Annotated in this window: 15 protein-coding genes, 1 pseudogene and 1 other annotated feature; of the genes and pseudogenes, 9 read left to right on the top strand and 7 right to left on the bottom strand. The window is 51.2% G+C overall.

What is annotated here, in order from left to right; genetic code table 11:
* Positions 1-37 precede the first annotated feature (37 nt).
* The 3 genes from dnaX to AL515_RS07410 form a co-directional block, all read right to left on the bottom strand.
* Positions 38-1963 (bottom strand): DNA polymerase III subunit gamma/tau, encoded by a 1926-nt coding sequence (dnaX, locus tag AL515_RS07425; RefSeq protein ID WP_061067441.1) that lies wholly within the window; start codon positions 1961-1963, stop codon positions 38-40.
* Positions 641-705: a sequence feature (DnaX frameshifting element), on the bottom strand. (Overlaps the previous gene by 65 nt.)
* A 101-nt stretch (positions 1964-2064) precedes the next feature.
* Positions 2065-2616: an adenine phosphoribosyltransferase gene (gene apt, locus AL515_RS07420; RefSeq protein WP_005125198.1), complete on the bottom strand. Its 552-nt coding sequence runs from the start codon at positions 2614-2616 to the stop codon at positions 2065-2067.
* Positions 2617-2809: 193 nt separating this feature from the next.
* A complete protein-coding gene (locus AL515_RS07410; RefSeq protein ID WP_003847534.1) occupies positions 2810-3187 on the bottom strand; it encodes a DUF454 family protein in 378 nt (125 codons plus the stop codon).
* Between the two features lie 69 nt (positions 3188-3256).
* On the opposite strand from AL515_RS07410, the gene priC reads away from it, so the two are divergent.
* Together priC and rsmS are read left to right on the top strand one after the other, a co-directional pair.
* Positions 3257-3784, top strand: a complete 528-nt coding sequence (gene priC, locus AL515_RS07405; RefSeq protein ID WP_061067440.1) for a primosomal replication protein N'' — start codon at positions 3257-3259, stop codon at positions 3782-3784.
* 14 nt (positions 3785-3798) lie between these two features.
* Positions 3799-3960 (top strand): pleiotropic regulatory protein RsmS, encoded by a 162-nt coding sequence (gene rsmS, locus AL515_RS07400; protein ID WP_071887323.1) that lies wholly within the window; start codon positions 3799-3801, stop codon positions 3958-3960.
* A 74-nt stretch (positions 3961-4034) separates the two neighbouring features.
* Here rsmS and mscK read toward each other — a convergent pair whose 3' ends face one another.
* Complete coding sequence (gene mscK / locus AL515_RS07395; RefSeq protein ID WP_048212408.1) at positions 4035-7400, bottom strand: mechanosensitive channel MscK; 3366 nt, start codon at positions 7398-7400, stop codon at positions 4035-4037.
* Between the two features lie 127 nt (positions 7401-7527).
* Positions 7528-8178 (bottom strand): multidrug efflux transporter transcriptional repressor AcrR, encoded by a 651-nt coding sequence (acrR, locus tag AL515_RS07385; RefSeq protein WP_061067439.1) that lies wholly within the window; start codon positions 8176-8178, stop codon positions 7528-7530.
* 141 nt (positions 8179-8319) lie between these two features.
* Here acrR and acrA point away from each other — a divergent pair, with 141 nt between their 5' ends.
* The 6 genes from acrA (at position 8320) to AL515_RS07355 (ending at position 15121) form a co-directional block, all read left to right on the top strand.
* Positions 8320-9513: a multidrug efflux RND transporter periplasmic adaptor subunit AcrA gene (gene acrA, locus AL515_RS07380; protein WP_061067438.1), complete on the top strand. Its 1194-nt coding sequence runs from the start codon at positions 8320-8322 to the stop codon at positions 9511-9513.
* A gap of 22 nt (positions 9514-9535) precedes the next feature.
* Complete coding sequence (acrB, locus tag AL515_RS07375; RefSeq protein ID WP_048212411.1) at positions 9536-12685, top strand: efflux RND transporter permease AcrB; 3150 nt, start codon at positions 9536-9538, stop codon at positions 12683-12685.
* Positions 12686-13173: 488 nt separating this feature from the next.
* Entirely contained in the window at positions 13174-13548 is a 375-nt protein-coding gene (gene tomB / locus AL515_RS07370) for an Hha toxicity modulator TomB (protein ID WP_003021733.1), read from the top strand.
* Positions 13549-13575: 27 nt separating this feature from the next.
* The gene (locus tag AL515_RS07365) at positions 13576-13794 is read left to right on the top strand and encodes an HHA domain-containing protein (protein ID WP_002892050.1); all 219 of its coding nucleotides are present in this window, start codon (positions 13576-13578) and stop codon (positions 13792-13794) included.
* Positions 13795-13982: 188 nt separating this feature from the next.
* Positions 13983-14534: a maltose O-acetyltransferase gene (maa, locus tag AL515_RS07360; RefSeq protein ID WP_061067437.1), complete on the top strand. Its 552-nt coding sequence runs from the start codon at positions 13983-13985 to the stop codon at positions 14532-14534.
* 116 nt (positions 14535-14650) lie between these two features.
* A complete protein-coding gene (locus AL515_RS07355; RefSeq protein WP_040232692.1) occupies positions 14651-15121 on the top strand; it encodes a YlaC family protein in 471 nt (156 codons plus the stop codon).
* Between the two features lie 77 nt (positions 15122-15198).
* On the opposite strand, the gene ykgO is transcribed toward AL515_RS07355, so the two are convergent.
* Entirely contained in the window at positions 15199-15339 is a 141-nt protein-coding gene (ykgO, locus tag AL515_RS07350) for a type B 50S ribosomal protein L36 (protein WP_005125190.1), read from the bottom strand.
* 1 nt (position 15340) lies between these two features.
* Positions 15341-15601 (bottom strand): type B 50S ribosomal protein L31, encoded by a 261-nt coding sequence (locus AL515_RS07345; protein WP_005125189.1) that lies wholly within the window; start codon positions 15599-15601, stop codon positions 15341-15343.
* 188 nt (positions 15602-15789) lie between these two features.
* On the opposite strand from AL515_RS07345, the pseudogene AL515_RS07340 reads away from it, so the two are divergent.
* Positions 15790-17343: pseudogene (locus tag AL515_RS07340) on the top strand (EAL domain-containing protein).
* Positions 17344-17366: the final 23 nt, after the last annotated feature.

Genomic DNA, 17366 nt, shown 5'->3' with positions numbered 1-17366 from the left:
TTAAGGGATGACGATCGTCAAACCATTAGGCTGACGATCAAATGGGGCGAATACTCTCTTCGTCCAGCTCCGCATCGAAAAAACGACGCAGCGTCTGGATGTTATTATCCGCAATAATCGACTCACGCGCCTGCGCGAGCTTCTCTTCATAAATGGCCTGACGCCACTCCAGCGGCGTACGCACCGCGGGATTATCATCTTCAACGATGGTCAATTCAACCGTTGACCCTGTTAAGGTACTCAATGCTTCGGCCAGTTTTTGCTGCGCGCCGCTGGAATTAAGGTGTCGCTGCGTGGAACGCAGGTGCAGGCAAACCACGTTGCCATTCTCTTCTTTCCAGGCATTAAGCGCCACCTGCTCCACCAGTTTAGGCAGCGAGAGCTGGCTCACCTGGGCGGCCCACGGGTCGCGTTCAATGGCTTCAGCCGCAAGCTTTGCCGCCAGTTCCGGCGTTTTTTCATGCTCAAGCGCTTTTTTCAGCGCTTTCGGCGTGGCGATGACTTCTTTGACTTCTGCAACAGGATTGGTCGCTTTCCAGCGATACGCTTCTTTCTTCGCCGGTGCTTTTTCCAGCGCAGAGACTGCCGGACGCGCCTGAACACGTTCCGACACCGAAGCCAGTCTTTCCAGCGCAGCATTATTCACCGGCCGCGCGCGGGAAGCGGCTGCCGGTTCACTCTTTTTTGGTTTGGTTGCTCCCTGAGCGCGTTGCAACTGGCTGCGTGCCGCCAGCACCTGGCTGGTGGCGTCGGAGAGCGGCACATTTTGTTGCGCTGGCGCAGGCTGCTGCTGTGGCACCTGCGTCGGGGTCATCACCGCTGTGGGTGCGACCGGGGCAAACGACTGGCGCGGGACTTCAGGTTCCGGAAGCGGCATGCGCGGATGAAAAGCCAGCGCACGCAGCAGTGTCATTTCGACGCCCATTCGCCTGTCCGGCGCATACGGCAGTTCTTTGCGCCCGATTAGCAGGGTCTGGTAGTAAAGCTGCACATCGGTTGGCGGGACGATTCGCGCCAGTTCACGCATACGCTGTTCAATGGCGGCCATATCGCTGCCGAGCGCGGCAGGTGAAAGCTGAACCATGGCTATACGATGCAGCAAAGCCGACATCTCAACCAGCAGCGCTTCCCACTCAATACCGCGCGCGGCGGCGTCGTTCACCAATGTCATCACGCGTTCGCCGTCGGCGGCCACAACTGCTTCAACAAGCGAGAGCGCCTGGTCGTCGTCCAGCGTGCCGAGCATGGTGCTGACCGCGCCGGTCGAGACCTGACCATCGCCGCTGGCGATCGCCTGATCGGTCAAACTCAGCGCATCGCGCAGGCTGCCGTCCGCGGCGCGGGCCAGCAGTTGCAGCGCGCGTGGTTCATGAGCGATATGCTCTTCTTTGAGAATATGCTCAAGCTGATGGCGAATCTGTTCGACATCCAGCGCTTTAAGGTGGAATTGCAGACAACGCGACAGAATGGTCACCGGCAGCTTCTGCGGATCGGTGGTCGCCAGCAGGAACTTGACGTGCGCGGGCGGCTCTTCGAGCGTTTTCAGCAGGGCGTTAAAACTGTGCCGCGACAGCATGTGCACTTCGTCGATCAAATAGACCTTAAAACGGCCGCGCGCAGGCGCGTACTGGACGTTATCCAGCAGATCGCGTGTGTCTTCGACTTTGGTGCGTGAGGCGGCATCGATTTCAATCAAATCGACAAAACGCCCCTGCTCAATTTCCCGACAGTTATCGCACACGCCGCACGGCGTAGCGGTGATGCCAGTTTCACAGTTTAATCCCTTCGCCAGCAAGCGGGCGATAGAGGTTTTTCCGACGCCACGGGTGCCGGAAAACAAATAAGCATGATGAATACGCCCTAACGACAAGCCGTTCGCCAGTGCCGTCAGCACATGTTCCTGGCCGACGACGTCAGCAAAGGTTTGTGGGCGCCATTTTCGGGCTAAGACCTGATAACTCATTGGCAGGCTCTGAAAGGCTGGAGGGTGGATTCACAGGAGGGTAATGCTAACACAACCTCGCAGCAACGGCGAGGTTGTGTCGTCAGGTACTGCTTAACTGATTAGTGCCCTGGAAAAGGCACCAGGCTATAACAGGTCAGCCCCTGTTTTTCCAGGCGCTGTTCGCCGCCCAGATCAAACAGGTTAATGATAAAAGCAGCATCGGTCACTTCGCCACCCAGACGGCGGATCAACTTCACGGTCGCTTCAATCGTACCGCCGGTTGCCAGCAGGTCGTCCACAACCAGGACTTTATCGCCCGGTTTGATGGCATCAACGTGAATTTCCAGTTGATCGGTGCCGTATTCCAGCTCATAGCTCTCAGCAATCACTTCACGCGGAAGCTTACGCGGTTTACGTACCGGAACAAAGCCGACGCCCAGACCCAACGCTACCGGCGCGCCAAACAGGAAGCCACGCGCTTCGGTGCCAACCACTTTAGTGATACCCGCATCTTTATAGCGTTCAACCAGCAATTCAATGCTAAGGGCGTAGGCTTTCGGATCTTCCAGTAAACTGGTGACATCACGGAAAAGAATGCCCGGTTTTGGGTAATCGTGGATGCTTTTGATGCTATTTTTGAGAAACTCAAGCTGCTGTGCAGTCGCGGTCATAAGTTTGTGCCTGATTGATACAGTATTACTTCACGGCGCACTATACACTTCATCCTCGACGTATCTTGAATGATTTTGTGTCTATATTAGGGCCAGGGTTACACTTGGTTAACCTTTGACCATCTGCGCCTGTGCTCGAAAACGGTCGAATTTACTGGCTGCGAGATACAATTGCAACAGCGATTATTGCGCTTTACTGCTTTTGTTGTTTTTCATCAATCACCGGGATCCGCCACATAAAAATCAGTAAACAGGCGAGAATAACCAGCAACAGGCCGCGCACCCACATCATATTGACCAGCCAGAGGGAAATAGCAAACGTCACCAGGATCAACAAAATCGCGCGCGGCTTCGCCCCAGGCGGCATTGCGCGGTGTTTTTGCCAGTGACGCAGATACCCGCCGAACCACGAACGATACAGCAGCCAGTCGTGAAAACGCGGCGATGAGCGGGCAAAACACCAGGCGGCCAGCAGGATAAATGGCGTCGTGGGCAGCAACGGCAATACAACACCCAGCGTGCCTAACACTACCGCTATCCAGCCAATGATGATTAGAATAATGCGTTGCATAATATCAGTACTTAACACAGAGAATCGCTACTTTAGCATAACAGTTCTCATTTTCATCGGAGTGTTGTCGTGAAAACCGTCATGCTGCTACAGACGCTTGAAAACCAGCTTAACCGCCTGCGGCAGCATTGTGCTCCGTTGGCGCACCACACAACGCTGAGCGCCCGCTTTGACAGGCATCTGTTTCACACTCGCAGCACGTTGCTGCAGGCCTGTCTGGATGAAGCTGAAGATAATCTCGCCGCCTTGCGCCGTGCAGTCGAACAGCAACAACTACCACAAATTAGCTGGCTGGCGGAACACCTTGCCTCACAGTTAGAGGCGATTTCGCGTGAAACCGCCAGTTGGTCGCTCCGAGAGTGGGACAGCGCATCTCCAGGCCTGGCGCGCTGGCAGCGCAAGCGGGTTCAACACCAGGAGTTTGAACGCCGACTGGTGGAAATGACGCGTGAACGCAAAGAGCGTCTGGCTCAGGCAACGGGTTTTGAAGAACAGCAAAAACTGCATCGTGAAGTAGAAGCATTCGAGGCGCGACTGGCTCGCTGCCGCCATGCTCTGGCAAGAATAGAAAACGTGCTGGCGCGTTTAACCCGTTAATCCCCGGAGAATTTATGTCATTAGAGAACGCCCCGGACGAGGTCAAACTGGCCGTCGATTTGATTGTTTTACTTGAGGAAAACCAGGTTGCACCTGAAACCGTACTGAAGGCGCTGGAGATTGTTAAACGGGATTACGAAAAGAAACTGCTCTCTTTATCTAAAAAAGAGCTGTAACTGAAAACCTGATGGCGTTTCAATTATCAGGCCTACGAATGAATCGAAGCTCGCAGGCCTGATGAGTTTTTCTATTAACCTACCGAAGGCGTAGGATCATCACCTTTAATGATGTCACGCTTAACCTCAGTCACGGTGTCTCCCTTCGCGTTGTGCAGGTGCACTTCGAGCTGGTTAAAGGCAATATCAATGTCGTTTTCACGGCACAAACGATCGACCGCACGGTTAAGTTCATCAACCGTATGGCTACGATCGCGCAGTTCGCGCACGTATAAACGCAGCTCATGATCCAGCGTGCTGGCGCCGAAGGCGGTAAAGAACACCGCAGGCTCCGGATCGTGCATTACTTTCGGGTGCTCCATCGCCGCCTGCAGCAGCACTTTCTTCACTTTGTCCAGATCCGAACCATAGGCCACGCCAATGCGGATCACCAGACGCGTGGTCGTATCGGAGAGCGACCAGTTGATCAAACGCTCCGTCACGAATGCTTTGTTCGGGATGATCACCTCTTTGCGATCGAAGTCGGTAATGGTGGTAGCACGAATTCGGATCTTGCTGACCGTACCGGAGAACGTACCAATGGTAACCGTATCGCCAATACGCACCGGGCGTTCAAACAGAATAATCAGACCCGAAACAAAGTTACCGAAGATTTCCTGCAAGCCAAAACCCAAACCAACCGACAGAGCGGCGGCCAGCCATTGTAGCTTATCCCACGAAACACCGAGCGATCCGAAGACCGTCATCGCACCGATAGCGATGATCGCGTAGTTGAGGATCGTGGTGATCGCGTACGATGCCCCCTGGCGCATTTTGAGTCGCGACAGTACCAGCACTTCCAGCAGGCCGGGTAAGTTGCGGATCAACGCCCACGCCACCATCGAGGCAATAATGGCAAACAACAGGCTACCCATGGTGACGTCTTTCACCACTGCCGCACCCGCTTCGGTACCGTTGTAATGCCAGAGCGTAATGCTGTCGAGATAGCTGAACACGGTGATCAGATCAGACCAAATGGCCCAGAACAGAACACCAAACAGAGCCACCATCACCAGCATGGTGATACGCAGCGTTTGCTGGTTTACCTGCTCCAGCGCGATGGTCGGCTCTTCCTGCGGCTCTGCGCCCTCCGCCCCTTCTTTCACCAGGTTCTGACGACGCGCCAGCGCGCGACGCCAGGCGATACGACGCGCCGCGACGCTTAATCCACGCAGCACGGTCTGGTACAGTAGGTTCCAGAGAATGACCAGATAAACCGTTTCAATCCAGCGTCCCGCCAGGCGCAGCGTGGTGTAGAAATAGCCGGTTGCCGTCAGCACCATTAATGCTATCGGGATAATCGACAGCACGGTAATCGTCACCAGACGCAGACCATGCGACTCTTTATCGCGCCAGCTTTCGCGGCACATTGGCCATACCAGGAAGGCGATCAGCAGCAGGTTGAGGAAAATGACCACCTGACCCAGCACATCGTCCATCAGGTTGAGCGGCGACAGCTCAGCAATAACCGACCAGAAGTTTAACGGTAACAGCGCGAGGCTGATGCGCACAATCTGGCGACGCCAGTGGCTGGTCTGTTTCGCAGGCATACCAAAATGACGAATCGCCACGCCATCTTTTTCCAGCACCTTCCAGCACAGACCAAACACCAGCCAGAAGACGGTCATCTTCTTGCTGAACGCCCACAGCAGGTCGCTGATATTCAACTGCATAGTCAACAGAATCAGACCTACCGCGAGGATAATCAGGCACGCCGGCAAGGCTCTGATGAGATCGATCAGAATCGCTTTTGGCGTGTTGAGCTGACTGTCATTACGCAGGTTACCTACCGCGGCGGCTAATTTCGCCTGGTACTCTTTCAACCATTTAAGACGCCAGCGGATGAGCCCGGCAATGAGCAGCAGCGGCAATCCCGCCAGAAACGCAATAAACACTGCGGGCCACGCTTTTTCCCAGTTCACCGTGATTTTCATCGACTTAAACTGGTCTTTAAGCGTTTGCGGGAAAGCTTTGATCCAGTCCCAGTCCATCGGACGGTTACTGTTAACCCAGAAAATCTGCTGCGTGAGGATCCCTTTCAGGTTTTTCGACACGCTCATTAACTGCTGCTGATTAATTTGCAGATTAATCGCCATCATCAGTTGGTTGCCCAGTTGCTTATTGAGCTGATCCAACAGTTCACGGCGCATATCCACAACCTGCAGTAAGGCATCATGGACTTCGCCGTTAACTTCGTTGCTGTGCCCTTCTTCCAGTTTGGCGACAAACGCATCATTCTGGAACAGCGCGTCGCGCTGCTGGTTGACTTCGAACTGCTCCAGACGCAAGTCGGCGATCCGGTTGGTCATATCGGCAAGTTCATCCGCCGACGGCAGCGTTTGTTGTTGCTGATACAGAATACGCGACAGCAGCAGACTGCCTTTCAGAACGGCAATCTGCTCTTTAATGTTACGTTCGGATTGCAGCGCGCGGTCAAGCCAGTTTTTGACTTTAATATTTTGCTGCATCAGGCTGTTGCCGTTTTCAGTCGCGGCAATCAGACGCTGGCTGAGCTGATGGTTAATATCAAGTTCTTGCTTAACTAGCGGGTTGGTCTGGATACGGGCCGCTTCGTCTGGCGTTACCGCTTCCTGCGCCGTCTTTTCGGTTAGCGTCAGACGTTTGCTGTTCACCGCTTCCTGCAGCAACTGAAGCTGGTGTTCGAGACGATTCGTATTCGCCGTTACATAATCACGCTGTTTCTGCAAGGTATCCTGCAAAACAGTGTTGCCTTCCAGACTTTTACGCTGTTGATCGATCTGCGCGCTCAGCAACGCTTGCTGCGCCTGCAGCAACACCTGTTGGCTGGGGCGTAATGCCGCCTCACCCACATTAGTCCCATCCAGGCGATTACGGATTTGCTGCATTTGCTGTGATGCGGTGTACATCGCATTTTGCACGCGCTCTGGCTGCGTTTGCAGCGAGACCAACTGACTGTTGTAGGCTGCAAGGTCGTTTTGCGCGCTTTGCAGATCGTCCAGCACCTGGGCGACACGAGATTCAAGCTGGCGCAGAGAGAGCGTACTCAGTGTTTTCCGCGTTTCGTCATCATTATCAACATCGCTGAGCGAATTTAGCGCATCCGTTGCCTGGCGCATTTTCTCCGGCGCCTGGGCCACTTTCTGGCGAAGCTGTACGGTCTCATCTTTCACGCGATCGATTTTATCCAGCGTGGCGATGGTATCGATGAGATCCTGTTGGACCAGCTTATCCTGCGCGGAGAGATCTTTTTGTTTACTCAGCGTGTCTAACTGGCTCTGGATATCCGCTTTCGTCGGCAGTTCACCACTCTGTTGCGCCCGCGCAAATGCAGATGACTGGCAGGATAGCAATAGAATGAAGAAAAGAATGCTAATAGCAATTACATGCTGTGAACGTTTATAGAGCTGCAACATAGTCATGAGAATGAATGTTTCTGAACCGGGAAAGTGACCGGAAATAGTCAAGCGGCAAGAATATCACGGCTGTGACCAGCAGAATAGCAGGAGGCAAAATGACCAGGAGAATTCCTGGTGCAGAAATGGTAAGTTAGCGTGTCTCCCCTATCTGCAGGCGCAAGGTTGGACAAAGCAGGCACATCTCCAGCAACACCGCCACGTAGTGGCGAGCCTCATTTTTCAGATCAAATGATTCGGGGGCAAATAACCAGTTCTCCATGATTCCGGAAATATAGCTACGCATTAACACCGCAACACGACGTGTGTTCAGGTTTTCCGGCAGCATGTTGACATCCATACAGTGGCGTAACGTTTTTTCTATACGGTCATAGTTTTCCAGGCACAGGCTACGTTCGACTAACTGAACTGATGCTATTTCCCCGACAAATTCGCATTTGTGGAATATAATCTCCATCAATAAACGTCGGCGTTCTTCTGTCACGGTAGTTTCAAGAACGTAAATTAAAATTTCTCTTAATACTGATAGTGGATCGTCGGGGAATTTTGCCTGATACTCAGTTTCTAACTCATCAATGTTAGGTTTTGCTAGCTCCCAGATTTCACTGAATAAATCCGACTTATTTTTGAAATGCCAATAGATAGCACCGCGCGTTACACCAGCGGCTTTTGCGATCTCCGCAAGCGAGGTGGATGATACCCCTTGCTGCGAAAACAAACGCAGAGCAACATCCAGAATGTGCTGCCGTGTTTCCTGTGCTTGTTGTTTGGTTTTTCGTGCCATATGTCAGTGAATTTACAGGCGTTAGATTTACATACATTTGTGAATGTATGTACCATAGCACGACGATAATATAAACGCAGCAATGGGTTTATGGGCTTTAAGCCATTGATCAATTTGAAATCGGACACTCGAGGTTTACATATGAACAAAAACAGAGGGTTAACGCCTCTGGCAGTCGTTCTGATGCTCTCAGGCAGCTTAGCGCTAACAGGATGTGACGACAAACAGGCCCAACAAGGGGGCCAGCAGATGCCAGAAGTTGGAGTTGTGACGCTCAAAACTGAACCTCTACAGATCACAACTGAACTCCCAGGTCGCACCAGTGCGTTTCGCATTGCGGAAGTTCGCCCTCAGGTCAGCGGTATTATCCTGAAGCGTAACTTTACCGAAGGCGGCGACATTGAAGCAGGTGTGTCTCTCTATCAGATTGATCCTGCTACTTACCAGGCCGCGTACGAAAGTGCGAAAGGCGATCTGGCCAAAGCACAAGCAGCGGCAAATATCGCTCAGCTGACGGTTAAACGTTATCAGAAACTGTTAGGTACAAAGTACATCAGTCAACAGGACTACGATAGCGCGCAGGCAGATGCACAACAGGCGAACGCTGCTGTTGTCGCTGCGAAAGCCGCAGTAGAAACCGCACGTATCAACCTGGCCTATACCAAAGTCACGTCGCCAATCAGCGGCCGCATTGGTAAGTCATCTGTTACTGAAGGCGCACTGGTGCAAAACGGTCAGGCGACCGCACTGGCGACCGTTCAGCAGTTGGATCCCATCTATGTCGATGTGACGCAGTCAAGTAACGATTTCCTGCGCCTGAAACAAGAGTTGGCCAATGGCACGCTGAAGCAAGAGAACGGTAAAGCAAAAGTCGAACTGGTGACCAATGACGGTATTAAATTCCCGCAGTCCGGTACGCTGGAGTTTTCGGATGTGACGGTTGATCAAACCACTGGGTCAATTACGTTACGCGCAATCTTCCCGAACCCGGATCACACCCTACTGCCGGGTATGTTCGTCCGCGCACGTCTGGAAGAAGGGATTAACCCAACGGCGTTACTGGTTCCACAGCAAGGCGTTACCCGCACACCGCGTGGCGATGCCAGTGCATTAGTTATCGGTGCTGATGACAAAGTTGAAACGCGTCAAATTGTGGCAGCACAAGCAATTGGCGACAAATGGTTAGTCACTGAAGGACTTAAGCCAGGCGACCGCGTGATTGTAAGTGGGCTGCAGAAAGTTCGTCCTGGCGCTCAGGTTAAAGCGCAGGAAGTCACCGCGGATAATAACCAGCCAGCCGCAAGCGGTAGCCAGCCTGAACAGTCCAAGTCTTAACTTAAACAGGAGCCGTTAAGACATGCCTAATTTCTTTATCGATCGCCCCATATTTGCGTGGGTGATCGCCATTATCATCATGTTGGCAGGGGGGCTCGCGATCCTCAAATTGCCGGTAGCGCAATATCCTACTATTGCACCTCCGGCAGTGACGATCTCCGCGACCTACCCTGGCGCTGATGCCAAAACAGTACAGGATACTGTTACGCAGGTTATCGAACAGAATATGAACGGTATCGATAACCTGATGTACATGTCCTCTAACAGTGACTCAACCGGTACGGTTCAGATCACCCTGACTTTCCAGTCAGGTACTGATGCTGACATTGCGCAGGTACAGGTGCAGAACAAACTGCAGCTGGCAATGCCGCTGCTGCCGCAGGAAGTACAACAACAGGGCGTGAGCGTCGAGAAATCGTCCAGTAGCTTCCTGATGGTTGTCGGCGTCATCAACACCAACGGCACCATGACGCAGGAGGATATTTCCGACTACGTGGGCGCCAACATGAAGGATGCGATCAGCCGTACTTCAGGTGTGGGCGACGTGCAGCTGTTCGGTTCCCAGTACGCGATGCGTATCTGGATGGATCCGAATAAACTGAACAACTTCCAGCTGACGCCGGTTGATGTGATCAGCGCCATTAAAGCGCAGAACGCCCAGGTTGCAGCCGGTCAGTTAGGCGGTACGCCGCCAGTGAAAGGCCAGCAGCTTAACGCGTCGATCATCGCGCAAACCCGTCTGACCTCCGCAGATGAGTTCGGCAAAATTCTGCTGAAAGTGAACCAGGATGGCTCTCAGGTACGTCTGCGTGACGTCGCGAAAGTCGAACTGGGTGGCGAGAACTACGACATCATTGCGAAGTTCAACGGCAAACCTGCGTCTGGTCTGGGTATCAAGCTGGCGACAGGCGCTAACGCCCTCGACACCGCGAACGCTATCCGCGAAGAGCTGAAGAAGATGGAACCCTTCTTCCCGTCAGGCCTGAAGATCGTTTACCCGTATGACACTACGCCATTCGTGAAAATCTCTATTCACGAAGTAGTGAAAACGCTGGCGGAAGCAATCATCCTCGTATTCCTGGTCATGTATCTGTTCCTGCAGAACTTCCGCGCGACGTTGATTCCGACTATCGCCGTGCCGGTGGTGCTATTGGGTACGTTTGCCGTCCTTGCGATTTTCGGCTTCTCGATAAACACGTTGACGATGTTCGGGATGGTGCTCGCCATCGGCCTGTTGGTGGATGACGCCATCGTGGTGGTCGAGAACGTTGAACGTGTCATGGCCGAAGAAGGGCTACCACCGAAAGAAGCAACGCGTAAATCAATGGGCCAGATTCAGGGCGCATTGGTGGGTATCGCGATGGTACTGTCAGCGGTATTTATCCCAATGGCCTTCTTCGGGGGTTCTACCGGTGCGATTTACCGCCAGTTCTCCATCACCATTGTTTCCGCAATGGCGTTGTCTGTACTGGTGGCGTTGATTCTGACCCCTGCCCTGTGTGCAACAATGCTTAAACCGATTGCTAAAGGCGATCACGGTGAAGGCAAAACGGGCTTCTTCGGTTGGTTCAACCGCATGTTCGATAAGAGCACGCACCACTATACCGACAGCGTAGGCGGTATTCTGCGCAGCACCGGTCGTTATCTGGCGCTGTATCTGATCATCGTCGTGGGCATGGCCTATCTGTTCGTTCGTCTGCCAAGTTCGTTCTTGCCGGATGAAGACCAGGGGGTATTCCTGTCAATGGCTCAGCTGCCAGCGGGTGCAACGCAAGAGCGTACCCAGAAGGTGCTGGACGAAATGACGGATTACTATCTGACTAAAGAAAAAGCGAACGTTGAATCGGTGTTTGCCGTTAACGGTTTCGGTTTTGCGGGTCGTGGTCAGAACACCGGTATCGCGTTCGTCTCGTTGAAAGACTGGAGTGAACGTCCGGGCGAAGAGAACAAAGTTGAGGCCATTACTCAACGTGCGATGGGTGCATTCTCGCAGATTAAAGACGCCATGGTATTCGCCTTTAACCTGCCAGCAATCGTAGAACTTGGCACCGCGACGGGTTTCGACTTCCAGTTGATTGACCAGGCTGGTCTGGGCCATGAAAAATTGACTCAGGCGCGTAACCAACTGTTTGGTGAAGTCGCGAAACATCCAGATCTGTTGGTAGGCGTACGTCCTAACGGTCTGGAAGATACTCCGCAATTCAAGATCGATATCGATCAGGAAAAAGCGCAGGCTCTGGGTGTTTCCATTAGTGACATTAATACAACGCTGGGCGCTGCATGGGGCGGAAGCTACGTGAACGACTTCATCGACCGCGGTCGTGTGAAGAAAGTTTACGTCATGTCTGAAGCCAAATACCGTATGTTGCCAGAAGATATTGGAAACTGGTATGTCCGCGGTAGCGATGGACAAATGGTGCCGTTCTCTGCGTTCTCTTCCTCACGTTGGGAATATGGTTCTCCGCGTCTGGAACGCTATAACGGTCTGCCTTCCATGGAAATCCTGGGCCAGGCCGCACCGGGTAAAAGTACCGGTGAAGCGATGGCAATGATGGAGCAACTGGCCAGCAAACTGCCATCCGGTATCGGCTATGACTGGACGGGCATGTCCTACCAGGAACGGCTGTCCGGTAACCAGGCACCTGCCCTGTATGCGATTTCACTGATCGTCGTCTTCCTGTGTCTGGCGGCATTGTACGAGAGCTGGTCAATTCCGTTCTCCGTTATGCTGGTCGTTCCACTGGGGGTTATCGGTGCGCTGCTGGCGGCAACATTCCGTGGTTTGACCAACGACGTTTACTTCCAGGTGGGCCTGCTCACAACCATTGGGTTGTCGGCGAAGAACGCGATATTGATCGTCGAATTCGCCAAAGACTTGATGGATAAAGAAGGTAAAGGCCTGGTAGAAGCGACGCTGGACGCAGTTCGTATGCGTTTACGTCCGATTCTGATGACATCGTTAGCCTTTATCCTCGGCGTAATGCCACTGGTTATCAGCTCCGGTGCAGGGAGTGGCGCGCAGAACGCCGTCGGTACTGGCGTAATGGGCGGGATGGTCACAGCAACCGTATTGGCTATCTTCTTTGTTCCGGTGTTCTTTGTGGTGGTCCGCCGCCGCTTTAGCCGCAAGAACGAAGATGTTGAACATAGCCACTCAGTTGAGCATCATTGATACATTCCTAAAGATAAGGCCGCGCAAGCGGCCTTTTTTCTGGAAAAAAATCATAAAAAGCGCTTATTGCGATTTCGTTTATTTTCTCTTGTTTAAATAAGCGATATAATCCTTGTGAGTCTAAAGGCTATTCTTAAAAAACGTCATGAACCCTTATTTACTTAAATAAATATTAAGACTATTCCTAGTTTTCGTTCACAGAGTCGGTTGTCGCCTTTCGTTGCTAAACCTAAACAAGATAACGTGATGATTGGCCGAGAATAAAGAAGTTGTTCCATTTCGAATACCGGCATTTATCTGTTAAAATGTAAAAATGGGACTGCGTCATAATTTTGCATAATTGTAATTTTTCGTGATATGACGATGAAATCTTTTTTAGAGTAGATTATAGTTAAATCATCAGGAGTCGCGGGCAAGTTCCAGGTCGTTTGTTGTATCCATCCCGAAAGGTGTTCGGTTAGTCTAAACCACTAAGAAGGGGATGCGTTATGGATGAATACTCACCGAAAAGACATGATATCGCGCAGCTTAAATTTCTCTGCGAAACCCTGTATCATGACTGTCTTGCAAACCTTGAACAAAGCAACCATGGTTGGGTAAATGACCCTACCTCTGCAACCAGCTTGCAGCTCAATGAACTGATAGAGCATATTGCAACCTTCGCACTTAATTATAAAATTAAGTACAATGAGGACAATAAGCTGATCGCGCAGATTGATGAATACCTGGATGACACTTTTATGTTGTTCAGTAGTTATGGTATTAATACGCAGGATCTACAGAAATGGCGGAAGTCAGGTAATCGACTGTTTCGCTGTTTTGTCAATGCCACCAGGGCTAATCCTGTCAGTTTGTCTTGTTAAAAATTATTACAATCATAGGTAAGAGTTATGTCCGATAAACCATTAACTAAAACAGATTATTTGATGCGCCTGCGACGCTGTCAAACAATTGACACGCTTGAACGTGTTATTGAGAAAAATAAATATGAATTGTCTGACAATGAACTGGCTGTATTTTACTCAGCCGCCGATCATCGTCTTGCTGAATTGACAATGAATAAGCTCTACGACAAGATCCCAACATCTGTTTGGAAATTTATTCGTTAATTGCTCATGAGGTTAAGTCAGGTATCGCGAAACATTTGTTTGTCTGGCTGACCATTTCCCGCACCAACTATCATTATTTAATTCAAATCACGTGATTGCGATCACAGTGAGAAAACGGGAACGTTCCCCTTCCCTGCATTGCGTTTTACTGTACTGTGACTGCCTATCAGCAAACGGGAAAGTTCGTAATGAGTGAAGATAAGAAAAAGATGATCGCCGGCGAATTGTATCGCCCGGCAGATGAAACGTTGCGCAACGACCGTCTCCGTGCACGCCTACTCATCCACCGATACAATGCCACCGCACCCGATGCGCAGAGTGAACGTCAGGCTATCCTGCGCGATCTGTTGGGGCAAAGCGAAGGCGCTTACATTGAGCCCTCTTTTCGTTGCGACTACGGGTATAACATTTATCTCGGCAACGCGTTTTACGCCAACTTCGACTGCGTCATGCTTGATGTCTGCCCAATCCACATCGGTGATAACTGTATGTTGGCACCGGGAGTCCATATCTATACGGCAACTCATCCACTGGACGCTAACGAACGCAATAGCGGGGTTGAACTAGGGAAACCTGTAACCATCGGGAATAATGTCTGGATCGGTGGTCGCGCAGTCATAAATCCGGGGGTAACACTGGGCGACAATGTGGTTGTGGCGTCAGGCGCAGTGGTGACGAAAAGCGTTCCGGCAAACACCGTCGTCGGAGGCAATCCGGCACGGATCATCAAAACACTGTGATCTGATATGTAACTGTTATGCTAAATTGTGGTTAATCTGTTACTTTTCTCAGACAGTATCCCCTTTTAAAATGGGCTGATCCCTCCTGACTATTGCAGACTTCACGAAGGCAAGAGATGACAGAAATACAACGCCTGCTTACCGAAACCATCGATGACTTAAATATTCGCGAAAAGCGCGACAACAAACCGCGCTTTAGCATCAGCTTTATTCGTAAACATCCAGGGCTATTTATCGGCATGTATGTTGCGTTTTTTGCCACACTGGCGGTTATGCTGCAATCAGAAACGCTGGTCGATTCGGTATGGCTGTTGGTTGTACTGTTCGCCTTACTCAACGCCTTTTTCTTTTTTGACGTTGCGCCACGTTACCGCTTTGAAGACATTGACGTACTGGATTTCAGAGTCTGCTATAACGGTGAATGGTACAACACACGCTTTGTGCCACCCTCGCTGATCGACACTATTCTGCACTCTCCCCAAGTCGACAGTGAGCATAAGGCCCAACTGCAAAAAATGATAACGCGGAAAGGCGAACTGTCATTTTATGATGTCTTCACACTAACCCGCGCGCAGGCTAGTCAGTAATCACGCCCTGTCACAAACAAAAAAAGTGCGTCCCACGAGGGGAACGCACTTCAGTCCCTGTAATGCTGGCGAAGTGACTAACGTCTTTTTTTACGGCCCTGTACCGCTTTAAACCGCGGATTCGTTTTGCAGATGACGTACAAACGCCCTTTGCGTTTGACTATCTGGCAGTCAGGGTGCCGCTGCTTTGCGCTGCGAAGTGAATTGAGTACCTGCATCTTAACCTCGCTTAGTGCCAATGAAGTGGCCGAAACGTTTCTGGAAACGAGCCGCGCTGCCTTCATTATCGAAGGTTTTCTGTTTACCGGTATAGTACGGATGTGACTTAGACGAGATATCAAGCGTTACGTACGGGTACATTTGGCCCTCGAACTCAATCTCTCGTTCGGTTTTAATCGTCGAACCGACCTTAAAGTATTCATTGGCACTGGTATCGTGAAACACCACTGGGCGATAAAAAGGGTGGATATCCGGTTTCATGGCAACCTCAATTTGTTACGTTATAACATACCAAACAAAATACACCACTCTTGTACGAATCACAACCCGATTTACGTTGTGGGTTACTAAACGGGATGATAAGTGGCCGTAAATATATGATGCCAATCGAATAGCTTTTTCGGCTTTCAGATATACTTTCCCTATGCTGTGTAAATAAGGATATCACCGTGACAACACGACATCTGATTGGCCTGGTGACGGGAATACTGGTTCTGTCCATCCTCGTACCGGTGTGTTTAAGCCTGTGGCTGGCACATCGTCAGGTCGAAACGAAATTTATCGATGAACTTGATTCATTCTCTACCCGCGTCGCTTTGCGTACAGAACGCGTCGGCGAGCAGGCCAAAAAAGCGCTACGCAAAATAGAAGCCTTCCAGGGTGTGCCCTGCTCAGAGGAACATTTGCTGGAAATGCGCCGGTTGTCATACAGCTACCGTTATATTCAGGAAGTGATGTACCTCAAAGGCAATGTTCCACAATGTTCCTCCCTTGAGAAAAGGAGCCTGGCTGCTGCGTTTCCGCCACCAATGAAAATGACACCTGATGGCTATCGCGCCTAGTTAACTTCGCAAAACGACCTCGGAATACAACGTTTTATGGCGGCGCTCGGCAGCGAACATTATGTCGTGATGATCGATCCGGGATCGTTCATTGATGTCATTCCATTTGGTTCATGGCCTATCGAAGTCGCCATTGTGGGTACAGTAAGCAACGTCGTGGTGGCCAGTAGTGCCGATCTCCCTTCAGACGTGTTACATCATCTGCAAAAAGACCGTTCTATCAGCCATTTTCAAAAAGAGGGCAGTATTTATAATTCTCGCCCTTTCCCCGAACTGGGCATCACTATCGTAAGCTGGGCGTCGACATTACCTTTGCAAAAATCCTGGCACCGACAGGCGCTGATCTGGCTCCCGGCAGGGCTCATTATTGGCCTGCTCACCGCCCTCTTTATTCTGCGTATTTTGCGCCGCTTGCAGTCTCCCCATCACCAATTGCAAGATGCCATTCAGAACCGGGCTATCAAGGTCCATTACCAGCCCATTATTTCGCTCAAAACAGGAAAGGTCGTAGGTGCGGAAGCACTGGCCCGCTGGCGACAAGCTGACGGTAGCTATCTCTCACCCGATATTTTTATCCCGCTGGCCGAAGAAACCGGCCTGACAGAACCACTCACACGTTTGATTATTGAAAACGTCTTCGAGGATCTAGGTAAATGGCTGCATCAACATCCTCAACAGCATATATCACTCAACCTTGAGTCGGCCGATTTGAAGTCCGAAACGCTTCCGGCGCTGCTAAGCCGCATGATTAACCACTGGCAACTAAAGCCCGCACAAATTGCCCTGGAACTGACTGAACGCGAATTTGCCGACCCGAAAAACAGCGCGCCGTTTATTGCTAAATACCGTCAGGCGGGTCACTCAATCTATATTGATGACTTTGGTACCGGTTATTCCAGTCTGAGCTATTTGCAGGATCTGGATGTAGACATCCTGAAGATAGACAAATCGTTCGTCGATGCGCTGGAATACAATAACGTCACGCCACATATTATCGAGATAGCCAAAACGCTGAAGCTGGAAATGGTGGCAGAAGGCATCGAGACCGAGAACCAGGAAAGCTGGCTACATCAACATGGCGTGCAGTATGGTCAGGGCTGGTTGTACAGCAAAGCACTGCCAAAGGCGGAATTTATTCTGTGGGCGGAAAAACGACTTTAGCATGGCACTGGCGTGTATTGAGA

This window comes from Citrobacter sp. FDAARGOS_156 (assembly GCF_001559235.2).
In the GTDB taxonomy this organism is placed as follows: Bacteria; Pseudomonadota; Gammaproteobacteria; order Enterobacterales; family Enterobacteriaceae; genus Citrobacter; species Citrobacter youngae.
The sequence above is the reverse complement of the archived record's forward strand: the minus strand, read 5'-3'. Positions and strand labels throughout refer to the sequence as shown.